The 26,796-nt window shown below is 62.0% G+C and carries 18 protein-coding genes; 11 read left to right on the top strand and 7 right to left on the bottom strand.

Going from position 1 to position 26,796, the window contains the following annotated elements:
• Positions 1 to 38: 38 nt before the first annotated feature.
• On the bottom strand, positions 39 to 1,364 hold the full coding sequence (locus tag JF616_17630; GenBank protein ID MBW8889580.1) for a ribonucleotide-diphosphate reductase subunit beta: 1,326 nt from the start codon (positions 1,362 to 1,364) through the stop codon (positions 39 to 41).
• Entirely contained in the window at positions 1,355 to 4,441 is a 3,087-nt protein-coding gene (locus JF616_17625) for a ribonucleoside-diphosphate reductase subunit alpha (GenBank protein MBW8889579.1), read from the bottom strand. Before JF616_17625 ends, JF616_17630 begins: the two co-directional genes overlap by 10 nt.
• Positions 4,442 to 5,140: 699 nt before the next feature.
• On the opposite strand from JF616_17625, the gene JF616_17620 reads away from it, so the two are divergent.
• The 4 genes from JF616_17620 (at position 5,141) to JF616_17605 (ending at position 10,776) form a co-directional block, all read left to right on the top strand.
• Positions 5,141 to 5,845, top strand: a complete 705-nt coding sequence (locus JF616_17620) for a hypothetical protein (GenBank protein ID MBW8889578.1) — start codon at positions 5,141 to 5,143, stop codon at positions 5,843 to 5,845.
• On the top strand, positions 5,842 to 6,990 hold the full coding sequence (locus JF616_17615) for a cytochrome c biogenesis protein ResB (GenBank protein ID MBW8889577.1): 1,149 nt from the start codon (positions 5,842 to 5,844) through the stop codon (positions 6,988 to 6,990). The genes JF616_17620 and JF616_17615 overlap by 4 nt, the downstream gene beginning before the upstream one ends.
• Positions 6,987 to 9,275, top strand: a complete 2,289-nt coding sequence (gene ccsA, locus JF616_17610; protein MBW8889576.1) for a cytochrome c biogenesis protein CcsA — start codon at positions 6,987 to 6,989, stop codon at positions 9,273 to 9,275. Before JF616_17615 ends, ccsA begins: the two co-directional genes overlap by 4 nt.
• A gap of 157 nt (positions 9,276 to 9,432) precedes the next feature.
• Positions 9,433 to 10,776, top strand: coding sequence for an EAL domain-containing protein (locus JF616_17605; protein ID MBW8889575.1), 1,344 nt, complete (start codon positions 9,433 to 9,435; stop codon positions 10,774 to 10,776).
• Between the two features lie 22 nt (positions 10,777 to 10,798).
• On the opposite strand, the gene JF616_17600 is transcribed toward JF616_17605, so the two are convergent.
• The 5 genes from JF616_17600 to JF616_17580 form a co-directional block, all read right to left on the bottom strand.
• On the bottom strand, positions 10,799 to 12,121 hold the full coding sequence (locus JF616_17600) for a hypothetical protein (GenBank protein ID MBW8889574.1): 1,323 nt from the start codon (positions 12,119 to 12,121) through the stop codon (positions 10,799 to 10,801).
• 99 nt (positions 12,122 to 12,220) lie between these two features.
• Positions 12,221 to 12,595 (bottom strand): hypothetical protein, encoded by a 375-nt coding sequence (locus tag JF616_17595; protein ID MBW8889573.1) that lies wholly within the window; start codon positions 12,593 to 12,595, stop codon positions 12,221 to 12,223.
• Between the two features lie 138 nt (positions 12,596 to 12,733).
• Positions 12,734 to 14,200: a glutamate synthase subunit beta gene (locus JF616_17590; protein MBW8889572.1), complete on the bottom strand. Its 1,467-nt coding sequence runs from the start codon at positions 14,198 to 14,200 to the stop codon at positions 12,734 to 12,736.
• A gap of 5 nt (positions 14,201 to 14,205) precedes the next feature.
• Entirely contained in the window at positions 14,206 to 18,837 is a 4,632-nt protein-coding gene (gene gltB, locus JF616_17585; protein ID MBW8889571.1) for a glutamate synthase large subunit, read from the bottom strand.
• Between the two features lie 263 nt (positions 18,838 to 19,100).
• Positions 19,101 to 19,685: a YqgE/AlgH family protein gene (locus JF616_17580; GenBank protein ID MBW8889570.1), complete on the bottom strand. Its 585-nt coding sequence runs from the start codon at positions 19,683 to 19,685 to the stop codon at positions 19,101 to 19,103.
• A gap of 211 nt (positions 19,686 to 19,896) precedes the next feature.
• On the opposite strand from JF616_17580, the gene JF616_17575 reads away from it, so the two are divergent.
• The 7 genes from JF616_17575 to JF616_17545 form a co-directional block, all read left to right on the top strand.
• A complete protein-coding gene (locus JF616_17575; GenBank protein ID MBW8889569.1) occupies positions 19,897 to 20,430 on the top strand; it encodes a hypothetical protein in 534 nt (177 codons plus the stop codon).
• Between the two features lie 94 nt (positions 20,431 to 20,524).
• Positions 20,525 to 21,163, top strand: a complete 639-nt coding sequence (locus JF616_17570; GenBank protein ID MBW8889568.1) for a TIGR04282 family arsenosugar biosynthesis glycosyltransferase — start codon at positions 20,525 to 20,527, stop codon at positions 21,161 to 21,163.
• 1 nt (position 21,164) lies between these two features.
• Positions 21,165 to 22,685, top strand: coding sequence for a glycosyltransferase family 2 protein (locus tag JF616_17565; GenBank protein ID MBW8889567.1), 1,521 nt, complete (start codon positions 21,165 to 21,167; stop codon positions 22,683 to 22,685).
• 10 nt (positions 22,686 to 22,695) lie between these two features.
• Positions 22,696 to 23,997, top strand: a complete 1,302-nt coding sequence (locus tag JF616_17560; GenBank protein MBW8889566.1) for a hypothetical protein — start codon at positions 22,696 to 22,698, stop codon at positions 23,995 to 23,997.
• A complete protein-coding gene (locus JF616_17555) occupies positions 23,994 to 24,707 on the top strand; it encodes a glycosyltransferase (GenBank protein ID MBW8889565.1) in 714 nt (237 codons plus the stop codon). Before JF616_17560 ends, JF616_17555 begins: the two co-directional genes overlap by 4 nt.
• 18 nt (positions 24,708 to 24,725) lie before the next feature.
• The gene (cobA, locus tag JF616_17550) at positions 24,726 to 26,252 is read left to right on the top strand and encodes a uroporphyrinogen-III C-methyltransferase (GenBank protein MBW8889564.1); all 1,527 of its coding nucleotides are present in this window, start codon (positions 24,726 to 24,728) and stop codon (positions 26,250 to 26,252) included.
• Between the two features lie 21 nt (positions 26,253 to 26,273).
• The coding region (locus JF616_17545; protein MBW8889563.1) for a class I tRNA ligase family protein at positions 26,274 to 26,796 on the top strand (523 nt) is incomplete at its 3' end.

Genomic DNA, 26,796 nt, shown 5'->3' with positions numbered 1-26,796 from the left:
CCCGGGCCGGCGTCCTACCGCTTGGGGGCGGTCGTCGCCTACTCCCAGCTCAGCGCCCCGCCCGTCTGGTATTCGGTCACCCGGGTCTCGAAGAAGTTCTTCTCCTTCTTGAGGTCCAGGATTTCCGACATCCAGGGGAAAGGATTGCTGGCGCCGTACACCTTGGGCAGTCCGATCTTCTCCAGGCGGCGGTCCGCCACGTATTGGACGTAGTCCTCGAACATGGCGGCGTTCAGCCCCAGGATGCCGCGCGGCATGGTGTCTTTGGCGTAGGCGATTTCCAATTCCACCGCCTTGCGGATGAGCTCGGTGGATTTCTCCTTCACGGCCGGGGTCCACAAGTCCGGGTTCTCGATCTTGATCTGGTTGATCACGTCGATGCCGAAGTTCATGTGCATGGTTTCGTCGCGGAGGATGTACTGGAACTGCTCGCCGGATCCGGGAAGCCGGTTCTGGCGCTGGAAGCTCAGCATCATCACGAAGCCACTGTAGAAGAAGATGCCTTCCATGATCACGTAGTAGCCGATCAGGTTCTCCAGGAAGGTCTGGGCCCCCTTGAAGCTTTCCGTCTCGAAATCCGGCTTCAGCATTTCGCGGGTGAGCGCGATCTCGAAGGCATCCTTGCCGTGGATGGTATTGATCTCATGGTACATGTTGAAGATTTCGGCCTCGTCCAGGCCGAGGGACTCGATGATGTACTGATAAGCATGGGTGTGCAAGGCCTCTTCGAAGGACTGGCGCAGCATGTATTGGCGGCATTCCGGATTGGTGATGTGCTTGTAGGCCGCCAGCACGATGTTGTTGGCCACCAGCGAATCCGCAGTCGAGAAAAAGCCCATGTTGCGCTTCACGATGCGGCGCTCGTCCTCGGTGAGCTCGTTGCTCTTCCAGAGCTCGATATCCCGGGACATGTTGATCTCCTGCGGCATCCAATGGTTGGCGCAGGCGTCCAGGTATTTCTGCCAGGCCCATTGGTACTTGATGGGCACCAATTGGTTGAGGTCGGCGCGGCAATTGATGATGCGCTTCTCGTCAACCTTCACGCGGGAGACGGATTCGCCCAACAGGGAGACCAGCTTGGCGGTGCCGTTGAGGGATGCGGCGGCGGCGGCCATGGCCTCCGCGGCGGCATCCAGGACGGGCGGGGCATTCGGGCGCAGGCCCTGGGCGGGAGCGACCGTCCGGGTCGCGGCGGCTTCCGCCACCATGCGCTGAACGGCCGGCGAGCGCGGAGTCATTACCGTTTCCGCCAAGATCGAACTGGGCTTCAGCTCCGCGGGAGGCGCGGCGGGTGCGACCGCCGCTCCGCCGAATACGCTGGGGGTTCCGCTCTTATCGTCTTCGTCATCCCAATTCATTGGCATGCTTCGCACTCCTCGCCGTTGATGATGGAACAGGCGGCCTTGGCCGCCTCTTTGGCCCGATCGCTCCGATCGGTTTCCGCTTCAGCCAATTCCCGCGCCGAAGCGGCGGCGCGGTCGAGCGCCGAGGCCGCGGATGCATGGGCGCTCCCGTTCGTACCCTTGAGAGCGGACAACGCCGCGGCGGCGGCGGCCGAATCCATCGGGTCCTTCACGATGCTGGGCTTGATGGCCGCATTCGCGAAAGCCGCCTCCTTGGACTTGCCGTCCAGGCCGTTGACCGGGCCCGCCAGCACGTCCCCCGCCGATACCGCGTTCACACCGCGGGTCTTGTCCAGGGTGGATTTCTCCGCGTTGGTGGCGCCCAGGGACCGCAGGTAATACGTGGTCTTGAGGCCGGCCTGCCAGGCCAGCTTGTACATGGCGTCCAGCTTCTTGCCCGAAGGCTGGGCCATGTATAGGTTCAGGCTCTGGCCCATGTCGATCCACTTCTGGCGCTTCATGGCGCAGGCGATCATCCACTTGGGCTCGATATCGAACGAGGTCAGGAAAATCCTCTTCTCCGCCTCGGGGATGCGCTTGATCTCGGCCAGTTCGCCGTCGAAGTACTTCAGATCGTCCACCATGGCCTTGTCCCACAGGCCCAGCTTCTTGAGGCGCTCGACCAGGTAGTTGTTGATGATGGTGAACTCGCCCGACAGGTTGCTCTTCACGTACAGGTTCTTGTAGGTAGGCTCGATGGACTGCGAGACCCCGATGATGTTCGAGATGGTGGCGGTGGGAGCGATGGCCATGGTATTGGAATTGCGCATGCCCCACAGCTTGATATGCTCGCGCACCGGCGCCCAGTCCAGGTTGCACTTGGTATCCATCAAGACCGGCTCGCCGCGTTCGGCGGCCATGATCTCGATGGTGTCGATGGGAAGCAGGCCCTTGGACCAGGACGAGCCCTGGTAGCTGGGATAGGTCCCGCGTTCCTTGGCCAGCTTGGAGCTGGACAGGATGGCATGATAGGAGATGACCTCCATGGAGTAGTCCGCGAACTCCACGGCCGCGTCCGATGAGTAGGCGATGCCCAGCTCGTAGAGGGCGTCCTGGAAGCCCATCAGCCCCAGTCCCACCGGACGATGGCGCAGGTTGGAGTTACGGGCCTGTACCACGGGGTAATAATTCAGGTCGATGACGTTGTCGAGCATGCGCATGGCGATGGCGACGGTCTCCCCCATCAGCTGGTCGTCGAGCTTGCCGTTCCGGATATGCGCCACCATGTTCAGCGAGCCCAGGTTGCAGACCGCGATTTCGGCCTCGCTGGTGTTGAGCAGGATCTCGGTGCAGAGGTTGGAGCTATGCACCACGCCCGCATGCCGCTGGGGCGAACGGACGTTGGAGGGATCCTTGAAGGTCATCCAGGGATGGCCGGTTTCGAAGACCATGGTGAGCATCTTCCGCCACAAGGCCGTAGCGCTCATCTTCTTGAAGGTCTTGATGCGGCCCTGGCGGACCTCTTCTTCGTAATGCTTGTAGCGCTTCTCGAAGGCCTGGCCGTACAGATCGTGCAGGTCTGGGACCTCGTTGGGGCTGAACAGGGTCCACTCCCCGTCCGTCATCACGCGCTTCATGAACAGATCCGGGATCCAGTTGGCCGTGTTCATATCATGGGTGCGGCGGCGATCGTCGCCGGTGTTCTTGCGCAGGTCGAGGAATTCCTCGATGTCCATATGCCAGGTTTCCAGGTAGGCGCACATGGCGCCCTTGCGGCGTCCGCCCTGGTTCACCGCCACGGCAGTGTCGTTGGCCACCTTGAGGAAGGGGATCACGCCCTGGCTCTTGCCGTTGGTGCCCTTGATATGGGAGCCCAGGCCGCGCACGTTGGACCAGTCGTTGCCGAGGCCGCCGGCGAACTTGGACAGCATGGCGTCGTCGCGGATGGCGCCGAAGATGCCGTTCAGATCGTCCGGGACGGTGGTGAGATAGCAGGAGGACATCTGCGAATGCAAAGTGCCGGAATTGAACAGGGTGGGAGTGGAGCTGGTGAATCGGAAGCTGGACAGCACCTCGTAGAACTCGATGGCGCGGGTCTCGCGGTCCACCTCGTTGAGGGCCAGGCCCATGGCGACGCGCATCCAGAAGGCCTGTAAGAGCTCGATGGTACGGCCGTCCGGGGTATGCACGAAGTAGCGATCGACCAGGGTCTTGAGGCCGAGGTAGGTGATGTTGAGATCGCGCTCGGGCTTGAGGGCCTTGCCCATGCGATCGAGGTCGAACTCCAGCAGGCGCTTGTCCAGAAGCTGCGCGTCCACCGCCAATTGCACGTATTCGCCGAAATAGGTCACGTAGCGCGGGGTCATCTGGGCCTGGGTGAGGCGCTCGCCGAGCACTTCGTCCCGGATATCGTCCATGAGGATGCGGGCGGTGACGTAGCTCCAGGCGGGGTCTTCTTCGATATGGGAACAGGCCACCATGACCATGGCCTTGGACACGTCTTTCTCGGGGATGCCGGGGAAGAGATTGGCCAGGGCCTCCTTGAGGATGCGTTCGAAGGGGACGACGGCCTCGTAGCCGGTCACGGCTTCGCGGATGACCGTTTCCACGCGGGCGCGGTTCAAGGGCTTCACCCTGCCTTGGGCGTCGGTCACCGTGTATTCGATGGCCGGCGACTGTGCCGGGGCCGCCGTTGCGCCGGACTTGGCGGCTTCGCGGAGGCGGGCGCGCTCTTCGCGGTACAGCACGTAACGCTTGGCCACCTCGGGCCGGCCCACGCGCATCAGGGCCAGTTCCACCTGGTCCTGGATGTCCTCGATATGCCACGTGCCGCCGTTGGGCCGGCGCTTGGAGAGGGCCGCGAAGACCAGGTCGGCGATGCGTTGGACCTCTTCCGAAATGCGCGCGGTGGCCCGCTCCAGGCCTTCCTGGGCCAGGAACGCCTTGGTGATGGCGTTAACGATCTTATCGCCCTTGAAACTCACCACGGTGCCATTGCGGCGCTCTACCTGGTACTTGGCCGGGTCGAGGCCCGCGACTACCGTTCCCACCGCATCAATCGTACGCACGGACTCCTTGTCCACCAGCGTCATGCTCATTGAATCATTCTCCTCTTGTTCCTGCATTGAACCCGGATAGCGATCCTCCGGTTGTCCCGTTCAGCCCCTCGTCGCCAGATACTCTCCCCGCATCCGCCGTACCTTCTTCACCAGCACGCTGCTCGCGCTCTTGGCGCTCTTCGCCCGCTTCGGGGCCGCCCCTCCGGGGGAGCGCTTCCAGCCGCTTGGCGGATCGACCCCCATGCTGGGCGGTTCGTTGGGGAGTTCTGCATTTAGCGTCGACTTGCTGATGAAGTGTAGTGTTTTGAAAATACCTTTGCAACTAGATCATGGGGATTTTTTCCGCACCCCCCACAATATGTTGTGGATCGAAGCTATTTAAAGAAGAAACAAGGACTTAGCCGAAAGCGGTCCGGAGCGGGGATAAAGAGGGCGTTTTAGAGGGATAAGGATAGCCAAAACGGGAAGGCCGGAATCGCGTTTTCTTTTCAACACTATCCACATATAAAGCAGGATGAACGCGTTGCGGCATATGTGGATTCGATCTCCGCAAGGGAGCGGAAAAAAAGTTTTTACCCCTGATCTATCCACAACGGTTGGATTCCTGAAATCCCCGTCCGGAAAGCCCAGCCGAGCGGAAACGGGGCATTCGGCCCCAAAGCACGGCGGCCCCGCGACGGGTGGCGGCCAGGCTACGCGCGGAAATGCGGAGAAGGCTCATTTTCTAGATTAACCCCGATGTCGAGACCGTCTTTTTTCCTTGAAAACCGCATTTTCAGCCTGAAATCCACCTGCAACGGAGCCGTCGTCGCGCTGGCCCTATCGCTGCTGTCGGGGTGCGAGGAGGAAAAGCCCCGCGTCTACTCCGAAGTGGCTTTCAAACCCATCGCGGCCGCCGGCCCCATGGGCGGCATGGGCATGCCGGGAGGAGCGGGGATGCCCGCGATGGCGGCCCCGCCGGCGGACATCAAGGTAACCTGGACGTTACCCAAGGGCTGGGTGCCCAAGGATTCCGCCAATGCCATGCGCGTCGGCAGCTTCGCCGCCATGGATCCGAATCTGGCCAACTCCGGCGAAATCGATCCGAATGCCGTGGACGTTTCCGTGGTGCAACTCGGGGGAACCGCGGGAGGCCTGGAAGCCAATATCCGCCGCTGGATGGGCCAAGTGGGCCTCAAGGCTTCCCCCGAAGAGATGGAGGGAATCATCAAAAAGGCGCCCCGCTTCAAGACCGCCACCGGGCAGGAAGGCATGCTCATCGATCTGACCGGGATGCTTTCGGGGGATATGACGCAATCCAAAACCATCTACGGGGCCATCGTGCAGACCGAGGAGTATACCGTGTTCGTGAAGGCCATGGGCGATTTCGCCCAGGTGAAAAAGCAAAAGCCCCAAGTCGCCGCCTTCTGCAAGTCGTTGCGCATCGCAGGTACTAAGGCATGACGGAAGCGCGTTCCTGGCGGCGGACGGCCGCACGTAGCGGCCTCGTCAAGGCCGTGTTGCATCCCGCCATCACCTTGATTTGCCTCTTGATCCTTTTCGCGCTGATCTTCTTCGGCACCTTGTACCAGGCCGATCATGGCTTGTTCGAAGCGCAGAAGCGCTTCTTCGGATACGGCATCGTGCTGGTCGGCGGGTTCTTTCCGCTGCCGGGAGCGAGCCTGGTCATCTGGATCCTCTCCATCCAACTCGCCGTGATGATGACGGTGCAGCTGACCTGGCGCCTCAACCGCATCGGCCTGTGGATCGTCCATCTCGGGATCATGGCTTTGCTCGTGGGCGGATTCATCACCCAGATGCTGGCGGTGGAATCCCAACTCACCTTGGCGGAAGGGGAAACCGGGCATTTCACCACGGCCTACCATGAATTCGAATTGGCCTTCTGGGAAAGCCGGGGAGACACCAATAGCGTTTTCGCCTGGGGCTCGGATGCGCTGCAACCGGGCCGGCAGTTGGACATCTTACCCTATGGGGCACGCATCACCGTCCACGCCTATTACCAGAACTCCGACGCCTTCACCACCCAGGCCACCAATGGGCCGCATTACCTGAACGGCTCGGGCATCGGGCTCTTGGAGCAGCGCAAGCCGGAGAAAGAGGTGACCCAGAACGCGCCCGGGGTCATCTTCACCTTGAGCGAGCCGGGCCAACCGGATCGCGAGGTGTTGCTCTACGCGCAGGAGCCCAGGCCTCTCTCCCTCACCCTGGCAGGCAAAAAGGTCTTCGCGCAATTGCGCTTGAAGCATTATCCCCTCCCCTTCAGCCTGAAGCTGAATCGATTCGTGAAAAACCTGCACCCCGGCACCGACATCCCCAGCAGCTTCGAGAGCTACGCCGACCTGACCGAAAACGGCTCCAGCCGCCCGGTGAAGGTGTGGATGAACAATCCCCTGCGTACCTACGGCTTTACCTTCTTCCAGGCATCCTATGCGCAGGCGGAAGGGCAGGCCAATAAGTCAACCTTCGCGGTGGTGACCAATCCCGGCCGCGTGCTCCCTTATGTTTCCAGCATCACCGTTTTCGCGGGGCTGCTGCTGCATTTCCTCATCCGCCTGATCCCGTTCGTGCGCAGGGAGGCCGCCGTATGACTCGCATCGCCAACAGCCTGTGGATCCTGCTCGCACTGGCCGCGCCCTTCGCCCGCGCGCAATCGCAAAGCGCCAATCCGGCCCCCGCCGCCATGGATCAGAAGTTCGACTCGCTTTTCGAAGAGTCCCATAAGGCCGGGGGCGCGGTCGCGCCCGCCAACGGGCCGACGGCTACGGACGGTTCCCTACCCGACGGGCATCCCGAGGTCGGCCCGGAGACCGGGGGCCCGGAAACCGGCGCGGATCCGCACGCGCATGCCGGCATGGGATCCTTGCTGCCGAAACCGGGCCCGGTACCGATCGTCCCCGTCCATGACGTGAAGGCGTTAGAAGCCGTGCCCGTGCTGCACGAGGGCCGCCTCAAGCCCATGATCACCTACGCGCGGCACATGCTGTTGCAATTCTCGGGGCGTACCAGCTATCAAAACCTTTCCGCCATGCAGGTGATGGCCAAGATCCTTTTCGCGCCGGAAACGGTGGGCGATCTGCGCATCTTCCTGATCAACAATCCCGAAGTGGCCGAAGCCCTGGGAGTGGCCCCCGAGAAAAGCCGCCGCTATTCGTTCTCCCAATTGGAGAAATCGCTGCCGAAGCTCCAGGAGCTGGCCGACAAAGCGAACGCCTTGCAGGATGAGAAGCGGAATCTGGTGCAGAAGGAAGTGCTGCGCGTATTCGGCAACCTGGTGGAATTCGTGAACCTCTCCCGCACCTTTTCCTTCGCATTGCCGAACGCCGCTTACGAGGTGCAGTTGGCGGAAACCCGCGCCCTGTTGCAACTCAAGCCCGGGCAACCGCGCTACTCGTTCTGGGATCTCATGATGGACGCGCAGCCCATCGCCAAGGTCCTGGAGGGCATCGGAAACCGCGGCGAAGCCCAACGCACCCCCATGGAACGGGAGATCGTAGCCTTGTCCCAGGCCATGTACATGAACTCCCAAACGCTTCATCCTTCCCCTTTCCGGTGCTTCCCCATTCCGCCCGCCATGGCCGCGGCCGCGGGAGTGCCGGGCTGGGTCAGCCCCGCCGAGATCGTGGCCGTGCCCGAGGAATTGCAATCCTTCCGCAAAGAGTTGGACTACTGGGCCGATGCCGCTGCGGCCTACCGCGCCGGGGATCAGGCGGGCTTTAGCAAGGACGCCGGCGACTATGTGGGCGCCATGGAGAACCGGGCATACGAGCAGCTTTCCGAGACCCATTTCCCGTTGGAAATCCTGTACCAGAAAAGCGAGCCTTTCTATTGGGGCCTGGTCCTGTATTGGTTCGCCCTCATCGCTTGCTTCGCCTATTTCCTGACCCGCAAGGAGTGGATGTACAAAGGCGCGCTCTGGGTCTTCCTGGCCGGCTATGCCGTGCATATCTCCGGCATCGTCGCGCGCATCCTCATCATGAAGCGGCCCCCGGTGACTTCGCTTTTCGAAACCTTCCCGTTCGTCGCCGCGGTTTCCATCCTGGCGGCCCTTTTCATCGAACGCATCAACCGGAAGAAGCCCAGCCGGGCCATCGGCCTCTTGTCGGCTTCGCTCCTGGGCGTGGTTCTCTTATCCATCGCCAATCGCTACGCGGCCGAGGGCGATACCATGAAAATGCTGGTGGCCGTGCTCAACAGCAATTTCTGGCTCTCCACCCACGTGGTCTGCGTGACCATCGGCTATTCGGCCTGCCTTCTGGCGGGTGCCATCGGCCACCTCTGGTTGATCCGGGCCTTATGGCCGGCGACCATCCGCGGCGATGAAGCGTCCCGCGGCGAACCCGCGGACGGCGGCCGCGGGGTTTTGGGTCCCACCGGCGAAGCCGGTGGGAAGTCCGAACGGCTGAAGGAAATCAGCAAGATGGTGTACGGGACCCTATGCTTCGGGTTGCTGTTCTCCTTCATCGGGACGGTGCTGGGCGGGATCTGGGCCGATCAGAGCTGGGGCCGTTTCTGGGGCTGGGACCCGAAGGAAAACGGCGCGCTCCTGATCGTCATCTGGTGCATCATCCTTTTGCATGCCAAGCAGTGGGGCTATATCCGCGCCTTCGGCATGGCGCAGGGCGCGGTATTCGGCGCGATCGTGGTGAGCCTGGCCTGGTTCGGCGTGAACCTCTTGAACGTGGGACTGCATTCCTATGGATTCACCACCGGAGCGGCCACCAAGCTCTTCAGCTACATCGGCGGCGAACTGTCCTTCATGGCGGCGACGGCCGTGGGCGTGAAGCTGGGGTGGGGATCTAAGCCGCGGGCCGCCAAAGGCGGCCTGGCGAATCCGCCGGGCACGCGCGGGCTGCCGGCCTCGCAGCCCACTTAGAACCAAAAAAATTGCGGCGCGGTCCAGTTTAGCTGCTTCGCTGCCGCTTGGGTTCTTCGCGATTCCTTGACAATTCCCGACCGGCCCCTATCCGGCAGGCGGGCCACGCCCCTGCGCCATATCCTACAATCTGATCGGTATTTTTTTCGGAGAACCGATGCCGCAAAGAAGAGAGGCCGGCGGACGCGGCGGCCCGGCGCCTTGGCAAACCTGGCCCCGCACCATCGCCCCGGCGCGTTTGATCGCGCCCGTACCCGCGCAAGATTGGACTCCGCAAAGCGCGGATTCGGCATGGGATTCCGTGCTAAGCGAAGGTTCCCTCGACATCCATTTCCAGCCCATCATCTCGCTCAAGAAAAAGGCCATCATCGGCGTGGAGGGTCTCGCGCGGCCGAGGGAAATCGGATCGGGACGGCCCATCCTCCCTCTCGATCTTTTCGCCTGGGCTTCCCGCCGCGGGGAAACCGTCGCGCTGGATCGGTTGTGCCGTCGCAAGGCCCTGACGGCCTTTGCCCCCATGGCCGGCGCCCCGCAGTCGCCGCTCCTCTTCCTCAACTTCGAATCGTCGGTGCTGGATCAGGGGGTACTGGGATCGGGCGTGCTGAGGCGCGCGGTAAGCGAATGCGGCCTCGTCCCCGGCCAAATCGTGATCGAGATCAACGAGTCCAAGGTCGCGGACGTGGAAGCGCTGGTGCGCTTCGTGCAAACCCACCGCGAGCAGGGATTCCTGATCGCCCTGGACGATTTGGGCGCGGGCTTCTCCAATCTCGATCGCATCGGCCTGTTGAAGCCGGAGATCCTGAAACTGGATCGGTCCCTGATCGTAGGCATCGAAACCGACTTCCACAAACAGGAACTCTTCAAATCCCTGGTCGGCCTTGGCCGGCGGGTCGGATCGCTGGTCCTCGCCGAAGGCGTGGAGACGGAAGAGGAAGTCTCCGTTTGCGTGGATCTGGGAGCGGATATGGTGCAGGGCTTTTTCTTCGGCCGGCCCTCCGCCCCCGATCGACTCTCGCTCGAGCTGGTGGATTCGCATCTCTTCGCGGCGGCGGATAAGCAACGTAAGCGAGCCGAGGAGCGTATGGGCCGCAACCGCGCGGAGAAGCAGGCCCGGACGGATTTGATGGCGGGAATGCTCTCGGAAACCGCCTCGTCCCGCTTCGCCTGCTTCGAGGAAACCTTGGCCCGGCTTGCCTTGCGTTCGCCCCGCATCGAATGCCTATACGTTTTGAGCTGCGACGGATTGCAGGTAACGCCCACGGTGTTCGCCCCGGCCATGGCGGCCAAGCCCCGTTCGCGCCTGTTCCTGCCGGCGACCGAGGGCGCGGATCATTCTTCCAAGGAATACTTCTACGGCTTGGCCGAAAGCGGGGATTTCCCCCATGCCACCGAGCCTTATCTGTCCCTGGCGTCGGGAATGCTTTGCCGCACCCTTTCCTGCCGCTTCCAGGATGCCGACGGGCATCCTTTCATCTTATGCCTGGACGTGGGCCTGGGATGATTCCCGGGCCCGGGAGTCGGCGCTAGCGCCCGGCCGGCAGCCCTTGCGCCGGGGGCCATAGCCGGCCATCGGTCCCGCGGACCGCGCCGGAAGCCCGCCCGAATCCGATCGATCCGCTTCCATTCCATTCCGCCCCTGCGCGACTTCTGGCGCGCGCTTCGGGAGTCCCGAGAAGGGCATCGGCCGGATCGAAACGCATCCATAGGAAGCGGGGACGATAGATGTCCGCATCGGCCAGATCGCGCGCCCAACTGGTGGTATTCACGTTGTAGGTCACCAACCAGTTTCCGTCCCGGGAAAGGCTGGGATGGGCCTTGGCATTGTAAGTTACGATGGAATCGGAGGGACTCCATTCCGGCGCGACGTAGACATCGTGGCGATCCCCGAAGGGGCCCGCCGGGCTATCCCCGATGCGCACGAAAAGCTTGTTCTCGAGTCCCATGGTGGTCAGCAGGTATTTGCCCCGCAAGGCTCCCGCATCGATGGCGATGACGCTGAGTTCCGGGCCGCCCAAGCCTAGGGACGCGGACTTGGCGATGTCCTCGTTCCAACCCTGGCCGTCCCAGTAGCGCCACTTGCCGAAATCCTCGAACTCATCCGCCTGGACGCGCGCCACGTACAGGCCGTCGCGACCGTACACGTACACCGAATCGTCCGGATCGGGGGCCCCGGCGGAGCGGGTATTCACGAAGATGCCGCAGCCGAAATAGAACGGCTTGGCGCCGCCGTGGAACAAGGGCGTTTCCCGCTGGACCGCATGCGCCATGTCCGGATCGCCGTTGGAATCCAGAGGGATCTTCAGCAGGGCGACGCCGGTAACCTTGAATTGGAAGCCCGGCGCGCCGGTCGTATCCCGGGCCATGATGATGGGCAGGTCGTACACATAACCATTACGGGCGAAACCGTCTTGCAGCCAATACCAGGCCTGTCTCCCCGCGGTCGAGGGCAGATCGGGGACGAATGCCGCGGTCGGCGCGGCCTTATCGGTGCTGCCCCATAGGAACCGGATCCGCGCGGGGTCCGGCTGGTCGCCATCCAGCACGGCCAGGGAATTGTTGATCAGGACGGCGTTCTTGCGTGCCCCGGTGGAAGAATCCACATGGCCGATGAAGGTGTCGCTGAATACGAACAAGGTTTTCCCTCCCGACGCATGGCCGGGTCCCTCGTAGCCCGATAGGGGAATGGAAAAGATGCCGTCGGCGCCGGTCCAGCCCTCGCCGCGCTTGAACAGGGCGGACCAGGAATCCGCTTTCTCGACATGGGTGGAGGAAGGCAAGGCATCGGCGGCGGCCGTGAAGCCAATGCAGCCGAGACAGAACGCGCAAACGCTTATGGCGCTTTTCATATTCCCTCGCTACGGGAGACTTCCCTGGAAGGGAATATAGTTCGGGTCGAATGGAAACGCGCCGCTATGGATGGCGGGAAGCGGCGCCGGCCGAGAGGCTCACCAAAGTGAGGCGATGAACCCATCCAGACGGCGGCGATCCATTTCCGCGCCGAACTGGAAATCCAGGCCCACGTACATGAAAAGGCCGTCTTCATCGATGCGCATGCTGCGCACCTTGCACGGTATGCGCAATTCGCTTTCGGGCGGGCCGAATACGAGTTCCGCGCGTCTTTGCATTTCCAGATCCTCGCGCTGGCGGGTGCCCGGCCGTGGGATATCCCCATCCGTGAGCACGTAGAACGATCCCCCCTTGGCATCCAGGGTATCCAAGAGGCCGTCGAAGCGCCGATCGGCCAGATGGAGTCGGACCGGACAAAAGGTGCTGATTTCCCCCGTCGGATCGAGGGAGGGTGTCACGCCATCCAAGGACATGGTTTAACCATTCTGGGGGTGGCAGAGGGGGGCGGCCAGCGCAAAGCGCGGGGACCTTGGGGAAGGTTGGGATGAATCGGAAAAATTGGGGAAGATTGACCGGCGGCCCGGCCCCATGGGGCCGGCCGCCGGCCGGTATCAGGCGCTTACTTCGGTAAGCGAACGATTCTTGGACGCCAGCATGGAAGACTGTCCGCTCAGGAACTCGTCCACGTGGCGGGCGCATTCGCGGCCCTCGGAAATGGCCCACACCACCAGGGACTGGCCGCGGCGGGCGTCGCCGGCGGCGTACACCCCTTCCACGTTGGTCGCGTACTTGGCGTTGGCTTTCACGTTGCCGCGCTCATCCTTCTCCACTCCGAGTTGATCCACGAAGTTTTTCGTCTCCGGGAAAAGGAAGCCCATGGCGAGGAGAACCAGTTCGGCCTTCATCTCGAATTCCGAACCCGGGATCTCCACCGGCTTGCCCGACGACCAATCGAGACGCACGGCCTTGATGGCCTTGAGATTGCCGTCGGCATCCTTCACGAATTCCTTGGACTGCACGGCCCAATCGCGCTGGCATCCTTCGGCCTGCGAAGAGGAAGTCGACAGCATGCGGGGGCCAGGGTGGTTGGGCCAGGCCGTATCCAGGGTGCGGCCGGGCGGGGGCTTGGGCAAAAGCTCGATCTGGGTCACGGAAGCGGCCCCATGCCGGATGGAAGTGCCCACGCAATCCGAACCGGTATCGCCGCCGCCGATGACGACCACGTTCTTGCCGGTGGCCAGCAGTTCGATCTCTTTCGGGATCTTATCGCCGGCGACGCGCTTATTGTTCTGGGTCAGGAAGTGCATGGCGGGATAGACGCCCTTGGCGTCGCGGCCCGTAATCGGCAAGTCGCGCGGCGCGGTAGAACCTATCGCCAGCACGATGGCGTCGAAGTTCTGCTTCAGCTCGGCCAGGGGCAGGTTCACTCCCACTTCGGTCTTGGTCACGAACTTGACCCCTTCCTTCTCCATCAGGTCCACACGGCGCTGCACGTGGTTCTTACCCAACTTGAAGTCCGGGATGCCGTAGCGGAGCAGACCCCCGATGCGATCGGCGCGCTCGTATACGGTCACCCAATGCCCGGCCTTGTTCAATTGATCGGCGGCGGCCAGGCCCGCGGGGCCCGAACCGATCACCGCCACCTTCTTCTCGGTGCGGACGGCCGGCGGTTCCGGGACGATCCAGCCTTGGGAGAAGGCGTAATCGATGATGGAGACTTCGATGTTCTTGATGCTCACCGGGGGCTTGTTGATGCCCAGCACGCAGGCCGACTCGCAAGGGGCCGGGCAAATCCGGCCGGTGAACTCGGGGAAATTGTTGGTGGAAAGCAAGGTCCGCAACGCGGGTTCCCACTTGGCGTTGTAGACCTGATCATTGAAGTCCGGGATGATGTTGCCCAGGGGGCATCCGGTATGGCAGAACGGCACGCCGCAATCCATACAGCGGGCGCCCTGTTGCTCCACTTCCTCTTTCGAAAGGGGCACCACGAACTCCTGGTAGTTCTTGGTGCGATCGTCGACCGCCAGGTACTTCGGGGTCTTGCGTTCGTATTCCTTGAATCCGGTAATCTTTCCCATTTCCCTTATACCTTCGCTTTCGGAGTCACGATCGGCGAAACCAAATCCTCGGCGACGGCGCCCGAGGCCCCGGGGGCCCCCACGCCTTCGGTCGGGGCCGCATGCCCGGCCGCCTTCTCCACGGCCAGATCGGCCATGGCCCGTTTGAAATCGCGCGGCATCACCTTCAGGAACTTGGCGGCATTGTGCTTCCAGTCCGCCAGGATTTCCTTGGCCGATCCGCTTCGCGTGTATTCCAGATGCTTTTCGATCATTTCCTTCAGGGCGATGGCCTCTTCGGCCTGGGTCACCTCTTCCAAATCCACCATTTCCTTATTGACGCGAGCGGCCATCTTGCCCTGGGGATCCCAGATATAGGCGATGCCCCCGCTCATGCCGGCCGCGAAGTTGCGGCCGATTTCGCCCAGCACCACCGCGCGCCCGCCGGTCATGTATTCGCAACCGTGGTCGCCGCAGCTTTCCACCACCACCTTGGCGCCGGAGTTACGCACGCAAAAACGCTCGCCCGCCATGCCGCGCACGTAGGCCTCGCCGCCGGTGGCCCCGTAGAAGCTCACGTTGCCGATGATGACGTTCTCGCGGGCGATGAACTTGCTTTCCAGGGGCGGGTACAAGATGAGCTTGGCGCCCGATAATCCCTTGCCGAAATAATCGTTGGCTTCGCCTTCCAGTACGAAGGTCAGGCCCTTGGCCCCGAAAGCGCCGAAGGACTGCCCCGCCGAACCCTTGAACTTGAACCAGATGGTGTCTTCCAGCAGGCCATCCTCGCCGTACCGGCGCGAAATGTTGGAGGAGAGTATGGTCCCCACCGTGCGGTTGACGTTACGGATGGTGAAGTCCTCTTTCCGGACCGGCTTGCCATGCTCGAGCGCGTCCTTGGCGGCTTCCATCAGCTTCCAGTCGAGAGCCTTTTCCAAACCATGATCCTGCCGCTCGCAGCAGAAGGTCCCCATGCCTTTATGGGTATCGGCCATGTTGAAGAGCAACTTATTCAGATCGAGTTGTTTGGCCTTCCAATGCTTGACGTCACGCTTAGGCGCCAGCTTGTCCACGCGGCCCACCATCTCGTTGACGGTGCGGAAGCCCAGCATGGCCATATGCTCGCGCAGATCCTGGGCCAGCATGCGGTAATAGTTCACCACGTGATCCGCCTCGCCGTTGAACAGCTTGCGCAGGTCCGGGTCCTGGGTGGCTACGCCCACGGGACAGGTATTAAGATGGCACTTGCGCATCATGATGCAGCCCAGCACCACCAGGCCCGCGGTCGCCACGCCCCATTCCTCCGCGCCCAATAAGGCGGCCACGGCGATATCGCGTCCGGTGCGCAATTGGCCGTCGGTCTGCAAGACCACGCGGCCGCGCAGGCCGTTCTTGATCAATACCTGATGCGCTTCGGACAGGCCGAGTTCCCAGGGCAGGCCCGCATGCTTGATCGACGTGAGGGGCGAAGCGCCCGTACCGCCGTCATGGCCGGAGATAAGGATGACATCGGAATGGGCCTTGGCCACGCCCGCGGCCACCGTGCCCACGCCGACTTCGGCCACCAGCTTCACGCTGATACGGGCCTTATCGTTGCTGTTCTTCAGATCGTAGATCAGCTGGGCGAGATCCTCGATGGAATAGATATCGTGATGTGGCGGAGGCGAGATGAGGCCCACGCCGGGAGTCGAATGCCGGGTCTTGGCGATGAACTTGTCCACCTTCCAGCCGGGCAATTGCCCGCCCTCGCCGGGCTTCGCTCCCTGCGCCATCTTGATCTGCAACTCGTCGGCGTTGACCAGGTAATTGCTGGTCACCCCGAAGCGGCCCGAAGCCACTTGCTTGATGGCCGAACGCATGCTGTCCCCATTGGGGAGCGGTTGGAAACGGGAAGCGTCCTCGCCGCCTTCGCCCGTATTGCTCTTCCCGCCGATGCGGTTCATGGCGATGGCCATGGTGGTATGCGCTTCCCAGGAAATCGACCCGTACGACATGGCGCCGGAGGCGAATCGCTTCAGGATGGACTCCACCGACTCGACGTATTCGAGCGGAATGGGCTGTATGTCCTTGAACTCCAGCAGGCCGCGGATGGTGTAGAGATTGCGGGTCTGGTCGTCCACCAGCTTGGTGAACTCCTTGTAGAGCTTGTAATCGTTGGTCCGCGCGCTGTGCTGCAGCTTGTGGATGGTATCCGGATTGAAGAGGTGGCGCTCGCCGCGCTGGCGCCATTGGTACTGGCCGCCCACTTCGAGTTCGGCCGTTTCCTCTTCCGGGATTTCCGGATAGGCGAAACGATGGCGGAGCAAGGTTTCCTCTTCCAAGGTGGCCAGATCGATGCCTCCCAGGCGCGAAACCGTGCCGGTGAAGTATTCGTCCACCACGTCGTTCGAAAGGCCGACGGCTTCGAAGATCTGCGCGCCGATATACGACTGGATGGTGGAGATGCCCATCTTGGAGATGACCTTGAGCAGACCCTTGTTGACCGATTTGATCAGGAGCTGCTGGGCCTTCTCCGAAGTCAGGCCGTCCTTCAGCATCTTGCGGCGGCGCATGTCCTCGATGGTCTCGAAGGCCAGGTAAGGATTGATGGCGCTGGCGCCGTAGCCCAGCAAGAGGGCGAAATGATGGACCTCGCGGGCTTCCCCGGTCTCGATGATGATGCCGCATTGCGAGCGCGTGCCCTCGCGGATCAGATGATGATGCACGGCCGCGACGGCCAGCAGCGACGGGATGGCCGCATGGTCCGAATCGATGGGCTTGTCCGAAAGCACGATGACGTTATAGCCTTCGGCGATGGCTTCGGAGGCCTGGCGGCGGATCCGTTCCAGGGCCTTGGCCAAACGGTCTTCCCCGGAGGAAGCCTTGAAGACGATGGGGATGGTGCGGGCCTGGAAATGGTTCTTGTCCACCCAGCGCAGGCGTTCCAGATCGTCGTTGGTCAGGACCGGCTGGGGCAATTCGATGACGCGGCAATGCTTGTCCGTCTCGTCCAGCAGGTTGTCTTCCTTACCCACGAAGGAGGTCAGGGACATGACCATCTCCTCGCGATCCTTGTCGATCGGCGGGTTGGTCACCTGGGCGAAGAGCTGATGGAAATAATCGAACAGGTTGCGCGACTTGTCCGAGAGCACGGCCAAGGGCGCGTCGTTGCCCATCGATCCCAGCGCCTCTTCCCCGCTGTTCACCATGGGGGCCATCAGGATGCGCAGATCTTCCAGCGTATAGCCGAAGGTCTTCTGGCGCTTCATGACCGTCTCGGGATCCGGTTGGCGGATTTCGCGGGGCGGCTTGAGGTTCACGATTTCGATCTTGTTCTTGGCCAGCCACTTGGCGTAAGGCTTGCGTGTCGCGACCTTCATCTTGATTTCGTCGTCGGGGATGATGCGGCCTTCCTCGAGGGAAACCACGAACATCTTGCCGGGTTGGAGGCGGCCCTTCAGCTTGATCTTGTCGGCCGGGAATTCGATCACGCCCGCTTCCGAGGCCATCACCAGGATGTCGTCCTCGGTCAACTGGTAGCGCGAAGGCCGCAGGCCGTTGCGATCCAGGGTGGCGCCAATCATCTGGCCGTCGGTGAAGGCCACCGAAGCGGGGCCGTCCCACGGTTCCATCAAGGTGCCATGGTATTCGTAGAAGGCCTTCTTCTCCGGGCTCATCTCCGGATCCTTTTCCCAGGCTTCGGGAATGAGCATCATCATGACATGGGGCAAGGACCGGCCCGACAGGACCAGGAGTTCCACCACGTTGTCGAGCTTGGCCGAATCCGAACCCTTCTCATCGATGATGGGGAGCAGTTTCTTGATCTCGTCCGGCGTGAACAGCTTGCTCTTGAGCAAGGTCTCGCGCGACTTCATCCAGTTCTCGTTGCCGCGCAGGGTGTTGATTTCGCCGTTGTGGGCGATGTAGCGGAACGGATGGGCCAAAGGCCAGGTCGGAAAAGTGTTGGTCGAAAAGCGGCTGTGCACCAGGGCCAGGGCCGATTCGAAGCTCTCATCCGATAGATCGGGGAAATAGGTCATCACCTGGGGCGAGAGGAACAGGCCTTTGTAAACGATGGTCTTGTACGAGAGCGAGCCGCAGTAAAAGGTTTCGCTGCCCGGCAGCTTGGAATCGCGGATCACGCGTTCGGCGTACTTGCGGATGACGTACAGCTTGCGCTCGAAGGCTTCCGGATCCTTGGCGTTCTTGCCGCGCTTGATGAAGACCTGCCAATGGGCGGGCTCGGTGCGCTTGACCGACTCGCCCAGTTCGGAATTGTTGGTCTCCACGCTGCGCCAGCCCAGGACGATCTGGCCGCTCTCTTCCACGCAACGGGTGAAGAGCTTGACGATCTCCTTGCGTTGATCTTCGGGCTTGGGCAGGAACAGTTGGCCCACGCCGTACTCGCCCGGCTGCGGCAAGGCGATGCCCAGCTCGGTGCATTTCTTGAGGAAGAAGGCATGTGGCATCTGGGTGATGATTCCCGCGCCGTCGCCGGAATTGCGTTCGGCGCCGGCGGCGCCGCGATGCTCGAGGTTGACCAGGAGCTGGATGCCCTTGGCCACGATGTCGTGGGACTTCTTTCCCTTGATATGGACGACGAATCCCACGCCGCAGGCATCATGCTCGTACGCGCTATCGTACAAGCCTTCATTCTGGGGAATTCCTGGAGCCTTCATATTGTATTCCTGCTTAAAAACTTGCGTACGACACAATGACTACCCTCCCCTCCCCTTTGCAGGAGAGGTCGCGGGCAAACCCGCTCGGAAAAACCTTACCTGCGTTTCAACTTAGAGGGGTGACCGGATGAGGCAGCCATTCGATCGGAAAAATAAGAAGAATTCCGGATTAGTCACCTTTTTTTGCCGGCGGGCGGTTGCCGAATCAAGGCCGATTTGCCCAAGTGGCACGATTCGGCCTAAGTGGCAGGATTAGGAAGAAGCTATCGCAGGGTCGACAGGAAGGATTTGATCTGCCCGATGCCGCCGGCCCAGGCGTCCTCGGGCCCCAGCAGCAACCGCTTCACGTCCACGCTCCACACTTCCCAGGCTTCCGCCTGCACCTCGCGGGCGAGTTGGTCCGCGCCCCAACCCGAGTACCCGAGGAACAACCGGATGGTCCGGGGATCGAGCTCGATGATGTCCTTGAGATCGCCCCAATATCCGCCCAGAAAAACTTCGGGCGCCACCTGGTACGAGCCGGGAACGGGTTCGGTGGTGACTTGCAGGATCTGCAATTCCTCGGGCTGCACCGGCCCGCCTATGTAGATGCGCTGCTTGCGGGAGGCATCGCCGGCCCAGACGGGAGGCTTATCGAACACCTCGGAGAGAGGCATATGCGAGGGCCGATTGAGCACCAGGCCGTACGACCCTTCCGCGCCATGCTGGCAGACGAGCACGACGGTGGAATTGAAATTGGGATCGGACATGTCCCGCGCGAGGAGCACCACTCCGGGCTTGAGCCGGGCGACGTGCTCCGTCGCATCGAACTCATCGCGTGCGCCGGCGGCGGAGGACTCGGTGGCCATTGGCCCAATATAGGAATTTTGGTTACTGGATACGGTGGCGGAACGGGCCCTCCCGCTTACATCCGCCGCCTCTCCCGCGAGCCGGGCAAGGCTCCAAAAACCCATTGGGTTTTTTTGCAAGCCAGAGTGATTTGACCGCTTCAACTTCCACTTCATCACTCAAGGAATGCGGTCCCGCCTCCGATAATGGTCTTAGGGAGAGCACCGCACCATGGAAAAGACAGCGCATGTAATCGAAGCACGGTCATTCGGCCAGGGGATGAACACCGGCAGCCGGGTCCGCAAGGAAATCCGCACCTGCAAGCACCCCGCCTGCAACAAGAAGTTCGAGGGTTCGCCCACGAGCCTCTATTGCGTGGATCATCGTACCCGCAAAAGCCGCGCGGAACGTTTCGTGCCGAAAGAGGCGCCCAAGCCCGAAGACACCAACCTGGTGATCGAGCCCGATGCCATCCAGCCGATGCAGAAGACCTTGTGCTGCTCCCTGCCCGATTGCGGCCGAGAATACTCCTTCACTTTATATCCCGACCATAATATCTATCCCATGTATTGCGAGCTGCATCGCACCGAATACAAGCGCCGCCACTTCCAGAAGATGCTGGCCACGGGCCGTAAGCCTGATTACCAACAGCGCCCCGAGTTCGGCAAGTGGTCCGATTACGAGGCGCAGTTCGAGGAATACGCCTTGAGCCAGCCCCACCTGGTCCCTTTCCCCACCAAAAAGCCCCGCGGCACCGTTCACTAGATACCCCTCGCCGATCCGGGTCCCTTGACCCGGATCGCTGCCTTCCTCCTCATTTCCATTTTACCCCGGCTCCGCTTTTCTTAATTTTCCCCGCGTGATTGCGGAAACCAGCTCCGACGAACTCCTCGTCTTCGCCAAGTATCCCCAGGCCGGGAATTGCAAAACGCGATTGGCGCGCGGCATGGGAACCGCGAACGCATTGCGTGTCTACCAGGCGCTGCTCCACCACACGCTCACGGTCGCCCGCGCCTTGCCCTGCCGCAAGATCCTCATGGCCGATCCGCCGTCCCATGCGCAAGACGGCGCCGACTGGGCGCCGGGAATGGATGCCTATCTACCGCAAGCGCAAGGAGATTTGGGAACCCGATTGAGCGCCGCTTTCGCCGCCAGCTTCGACCGCGGCGCGCGTAAATCCGTAGTCATCGGTTGTGACTGCCCGCAAATTTCGAAAGAATCCATAGTTTCCTCTTTTACCGCGCTCAATGATTGCGATGCCGTCCTTGGACCGACGGAAGACGGAGGTTACTATTTGCTCGGCTTGAAAGAAGAACGCCCGGCGCTTTTCCAAAGCATCCCTTGGAGCACGGGGCAAGTTCTGGAGCAAACCTTAAATATTCTAAAAATCCATTCTTTAAGTTACATTTCGCTTAACGCTTTTTCCGATGTCGATACCCTGGCAGACTTCGAGCGGGTAAGACACCTGGAACCACTCAAACATCTGGGAATAGGATAAGATGCCCTCACCGATCATCTACGCCATGTTTGGCCTGTATGCCATAGCCTCCGTGGGGCTATTCACCTATGGCATCAATTGTTACTGGCTGTTGGCGCTATTCCTGAAGAATAAGCGGAAGGAAGTGGTCCACGATAAGCGCAAGCTTCGTCGCTATTATGCCGAAAGCGGCATGGACCGCATGCCGAAGGTCACCACCCAATTGCCGGTTTACAACGAGGCCAATGTCGTGGAACGCCTGATTCGGGCGGTATGCGCCATGGAGTACCCCAAGGACAAGCATGAAATCCAGGTCCTGGATGATTCGACCGACGGGTCGGAAGAGATTTCGGCCCGCATGGTGGCCGAAATGCGCGCACAGGGCCACGATATCAAGCTTATCCACCGCACCAACCGCCATGACTACAAGGCCGGCGCGTTGAACGAGGGCATGCAGGTATGCAGCGGCGATTTCATCGCCATCTTCGATGCCGATTTCGTCCCGCCCACCGATTACCTCATGCGTTGCGTGCCCTTCCTGGTCATGGATGAGGAAATCGGCCTGGTGCAAGCCCGCTGGGGCCATCTCAACTCCCAAGAGTCCTCCCTCACCTTGGCGCAAAGCATCGGCATCGACGGGCATTTCGTGATCGAGCAATCGGCGCGCTCCTGGGGACGGCTGTTCATGAACTTCAACGGCACCGCCGGGATCTGGCGCAAGAGCGCCATCGAGACCTCGGGCGGATGGCAGGGCGATACCCTCACCGAGGACATGGATCTCTCCTATCGCGCGCAATTGCATGGCTGGCGCATGAAATTCCTCTACGACGTGGTCGTGCCCGCCGAGCTCCCTTCCGACATCAACGCCTTCAAGTCACAGCAATTCCGTTGGGCCAAGGGCTCCATCCAGACCGCGGTGAAGCTGTTGCCGCAAGTGCTCCGCGCCAATGTTTCCTGGCGCGTCAAGCTGCAAAGCGTTCTGCATACGACGCACTACGCCATCCATCCCCTGATGCTTTTGACCGCCATCCTGGCGCTGCCGTTGCTGTTCTGGTTCCCCTTCAAGGTCGGCACCGTGGCCTTCTCGGGACTGTGCGTCTTGATCCTCATCTCCTCCCTGGCCCCGTCCATCCTGTATTTGGTGGCTCAGCGCGTCTCCCGGAAGAATTGGAAGAGCCGAATCCTTTCCTTGCCCACCTTGATGGCCTTGGGCGTGGGCGTGGCCCTCAATAATACGCGCGCTGTCCTTTCGGCCCTGTCCGGCCGCAAGGGAGCTTTCATTCGCACTCCTAAGGCGGGGGATAAGCAGGTGCACGTTTACAAGTCGAAGTTCCCCTATGCCTCGGTGGTGGAATTGTCCCTCGCCGCGTATTGCTTCACGGGTTTTTACCAGTACACCTCTGCCGAGAAGTACCTGGTCGGGCCTTTCCTGGGCCTGTACGCCGTCGGCTTCCTGGTCGTAGGCACCATGTCCTTGACCCATTACCTGCGCAAGTTCTACCTGGTCAAGTTCGCGACCGTCCCGGCCCTGCAAGAAGCCTAAAGACGTCCCCATGGACCGCCGGAGCTTTGCGGCGGCCGTCCTTTTCCTCCTGCCATTCCTCGTTCTCTCGCGCTTGGGCCCCTTGGAAGGGGCCCTTCCGATTTATTGGGCCTGCCTGGGCGCGGCCTTCCTCGTATACGGGTTCGCATGGGCGGAAAACCGGGCGCCGATCGGGATAGGCCCCATACTCGCCATCGGCATGGCCGCGCGGCTGATCCTGCTCCCTCTACCGCCTTCTGACGATATCTATCGATTCATTTGGGAAGGCAAGGTAAGCCTCAACGGTTTCAGCCCTTACCTGTTGGCCCCGGATCATCCTTACCTGGCCTTCCTGCGCGATGCCGACTGGGCCCGCATCAACCATCCGCACCTGCCAACGCTCTATCCCCCATTGGCCCAAGCCCTGTTCCGTCTCTTGGCGCGCCTGGGGCCGAAGATACTCGTCTTCAAGGCGGGTTTCCTAGCCTGCGATGTCGCGACCTTCTTCGCATTGTCGGGCCTGTTGCGGGGGCGCCGGGATAAGGGCGAAAGCCTGGGCGGGAACGAGAGCTTACGCGGGACCGGACCCGCATACCAGTACGCATCCCATGTGCTTGCCGCCTATTTCCTGAATCCGCTCTTGATCTTCGAAAGCGCGGGGAGAGGGCACTTCGACGCGTTGTCCGCCGGGTTGAACGTGGCTTTTCTGTGGGCCTTGGGATCCGGTTGGGCGCCCGCTTGGCTGGGGATGGGAGGCTTGGCGAAGATCTCCTCGCTGGCGTTGGCGCCCTTGCTGGTCCTGCGCGACGGCTGGCGAAGGGGGGCGGCATGGGCACTCGCTGCGTGCGCGGCGGTCGGCATGCTCTTGTGGCGGGTGGGCGCGTTAGACGTGCTGCGACGGTTCGCCACGCGCTTCCGTTTCAACGGCGCCGTTCCCGGACTGATGGATTACGGTTTCCCATTCCTGCCGGCGATGGCGCGCAACGCCCTGCTCGCGGCCCTCTTCTGCGCGGTCTTGGGCGCCTGCCTATGGAGGACGCGCCGGGATCCGCCGGAATCCCAGGCCCTGGCCTGCCTGGGAACCGTACTGCTTTTCTCCCCCACCCTCCACCCCTGGTATCTCATCTGGATCCTTCCCTTCGCGACCTTGCGGCTGAATCGGCCTTGGCTGCTCCTCACCGCGACCAGCCTGATCAGTTACGAGGTGTACGCGCGCATGGCGGCCACGGGCGCCTGGTCCGAGCGGGTTTGGCTTCGCCTCCCGGAGTATCTGCCGCCCCTGATGCTGGGAGCCTGGCTCGCTTGGTGCCGCGGACGGGAGAAGACGGAATGAAAGTAGTAGTGATCATCCCGGCCCTGAATGAAGAGCTGGCCATCGCCAAGGTGCTAGCCGCCATTCCCGCCGTTGCGGCCCAGGTGATCGTGGTGGACAACGGCAGCACCGACGGGACCGCCGCCGTCGCACGTAACGCGGGCGCTACGGTGGTGGCCGAGGGCCGCCGCGGGTACGGGGCGGCATGCCTGGGCGGGATCGCCGCCTTGCCCGTGGATACCGAGGTTGCGGTTTTCCTGGACGGGGACTTCAGCGACGATCCGCGGGAAATGGATCGCCTGTTGGAGCCCCTCCGGTCGGGCCGGGCGGATTTGGCGATCGGATCGCGGACGCTCGGCCAAAGCGAACCGGGAGCCCTATTGCCGGTGGCGCGCTTCGGGAATTGGCTGACGACGCGCCTGGTGCGCTTGGGTTGGGGCGTGGCCTATACCGATCTAGGCCCCTTCCGGGCCATCCGCATGGACGCCTTGCGAAAGCTGGGAATGGAGGACCGCGATTTCGGTTGGACCATCGAGATGCAAGTGAAGGCGGCCGCCCTGGGACTGCGCATCGAAGAGGTCCCGGTTTCTTACCGCAAGCGGATCGGAAAGTCGAAGATTTCGGGAACGGTGTTAGGCAGCTGGCGGGCGGGAAAGAAAATCCTCTGGGTCGTCGGGAGGGAATACCTGCGCGGACGGTTACGACGGGAAGGCCGGAAAGCCGCCTCCTGACTTGCTACCTTTCCGGATATGTCTTCGGATATATCCTCGCTTACGCCTTCGGATGAACCTTCGGATGGGCCTTCGGATGAGCATTCGGAGCCGATCCCGCAATCCTCGCGCATACTTTATCCCCTCGCGGTGGATCTGCATGGGAAACCCGTCCTCGTGGTCGGGGCAGGTTCCGTGGCCGCGCGCAAGCTGGCCGAGCTATTGCGTTGCGGCGCGGACGTCACCATAGTGGCCCCGGAAATCTCGCCCGCTGTGGAGCGCCTGGCTTCGGCCCTCCGCATGGAGCACCGCCCGTTCCGTCCCGGCGACGAAGGCGGCAAATACCTCGTCTTCGCCTGCAGCGACGATACCTCGGTGAACCGGGAGATCGCCGCGATCTGCCGCAAGGCGAATATCCTCTGCAACGTGGCGGATGCGGCGCAAGCGGGGAGCTTCCACGTCCCGGGGGTCCTCCGGCAGGGTAACGTGACGGTTACCGTAGGGACCGGAGGGGCCGCTCCCGGCCTTACCCGGCACTTGAAACGAGTTCTCTCCCAGGCCCTGGGGCCGGAAGTGGCCGATGCCGCCGCCTTGCTTTCCGGTTTCCGTTCCCGATTACGCGCCCGGGGCATACCGGGAGCCGCATCGATACTGGAGAACCTTCCCTACCGGGCCCTTCTGGAAGCCCTGAAGGCCGGCGACCGGGCGCAGGCCGAAACCATGCTGGATCAAGCCGTGAAGTCGAGCGGGGATCCGGATTCGGCGGGGATGGACGGGCAGGTAGAGAGGGATCGAGAGGCAGGAGCGCCGGACGCCGGGCGACATCCTTCCGGCACGGTTAACGTCCTGCCCGGGGTCGACCTGGTGGGCGCGGGACCCGGCCATCCGGGCCTTTTGACTTTGTTGGCTGCGGACATCCTGCGCCGGGCCGAAGTCATCATTCATGATCGCTTGATCCCGGAAGAAGTCCTTCACCTCGCCCCGTCCGACTGCCGCCTGATCGCGGCGGGTAAGCGCGGGCATTTCGAATCCACCCGGCAAGATGAGATCGAAGTCCGCCTCGTGGAACATGCCCTCGCGGGGAAACGCGTGGTGCGTCTCAAGGGGGGCGACCCATTCGTATACGGCCGAGGCTGGGAAGAGGTGCTGGCATTGCAGGCCAAGGGTATTCCCTGGCGGGTGATCCCCGGCGTCAGCTCCACCACGGCGGGACCTGCCTGGGCCGGCATCCCCTTGACCCATCGGGGAGTGGCGCGCTCATTCGCGGTCATGTCCGGCATGGCGTATTCCGCCACCAATACCGAAATCCCAAAGGCCGATACCATCGTGCTGGTGATGGGCCTGCATCGGCTGGCCGAAATCGTACCCGCATTCCTCGCGCAAGGATGGGAACCCGGGACTCCGGCGGCTGCCATCCAGAACGCGACCCTCCCGGATCAACGCGTTTGCGTTTCCACCCTGGAGGGTATCCGGGAAGAGACGTCACGCCTGGGTTTCGACTCCCCCACCCTGCTGGTGATCGGCAAGGTGGCTGGGCTGGCGCCGCGGGGCGACGCCCTGCCTTAGCGATTTCCTAGCTTTGCTCCTATGAGCCCAGATCGCTTCTACGTCACCACGCCCATCTATTACGTCAACGATCAGCCCCATATCGGGCACGCCTACACCACCATCCTGGCCGATGTGCTCACCCGCTTCCACAAGCTCGCGGGGGAACCCACCTTTTTCCTGACGGGCACCGATGAGCATGGGCAAAAAGTGCAGCAAGCCGCGGAGAAGGCGGGAGAATCCCCGCAGGCGCATGCGGACAAGTATTCGGAACGCTTCCGGGACGCCTGGAAGCAGCTCAACATCGGCTACGACAAGTTCATCCGCACCACCGATCCCGCCCATATCGCCTTCGTGCAAGGGGTTTTCCGCAAGCTTTGGGACAAGGGCCTCATCTACGAGCAGGAATACGAAGGCTGGTATTCCACCAGCGAGGAACGCTTCTTCACCGAAAAGGAACTGGTGGACGGGAAGGATCCCATCAGCGGCCGCCCGGTCGAGAAGATCCGCGAGAAGAATTACTTCTTCAAGATGTCGGCCTACCAGGGTTGGCTGATCGGGCACA

This window comes from Fibrobacterota bacterium (assembly GCA_019509785.1).
GTDB lineage: Bacteria > Fibrobacterota > Fibrobacteria > UBA11236 > UBA11236 > Chersky-265.
This window is presented reverse-complemented; position numbering and strand designations above follow the sequence as displayed.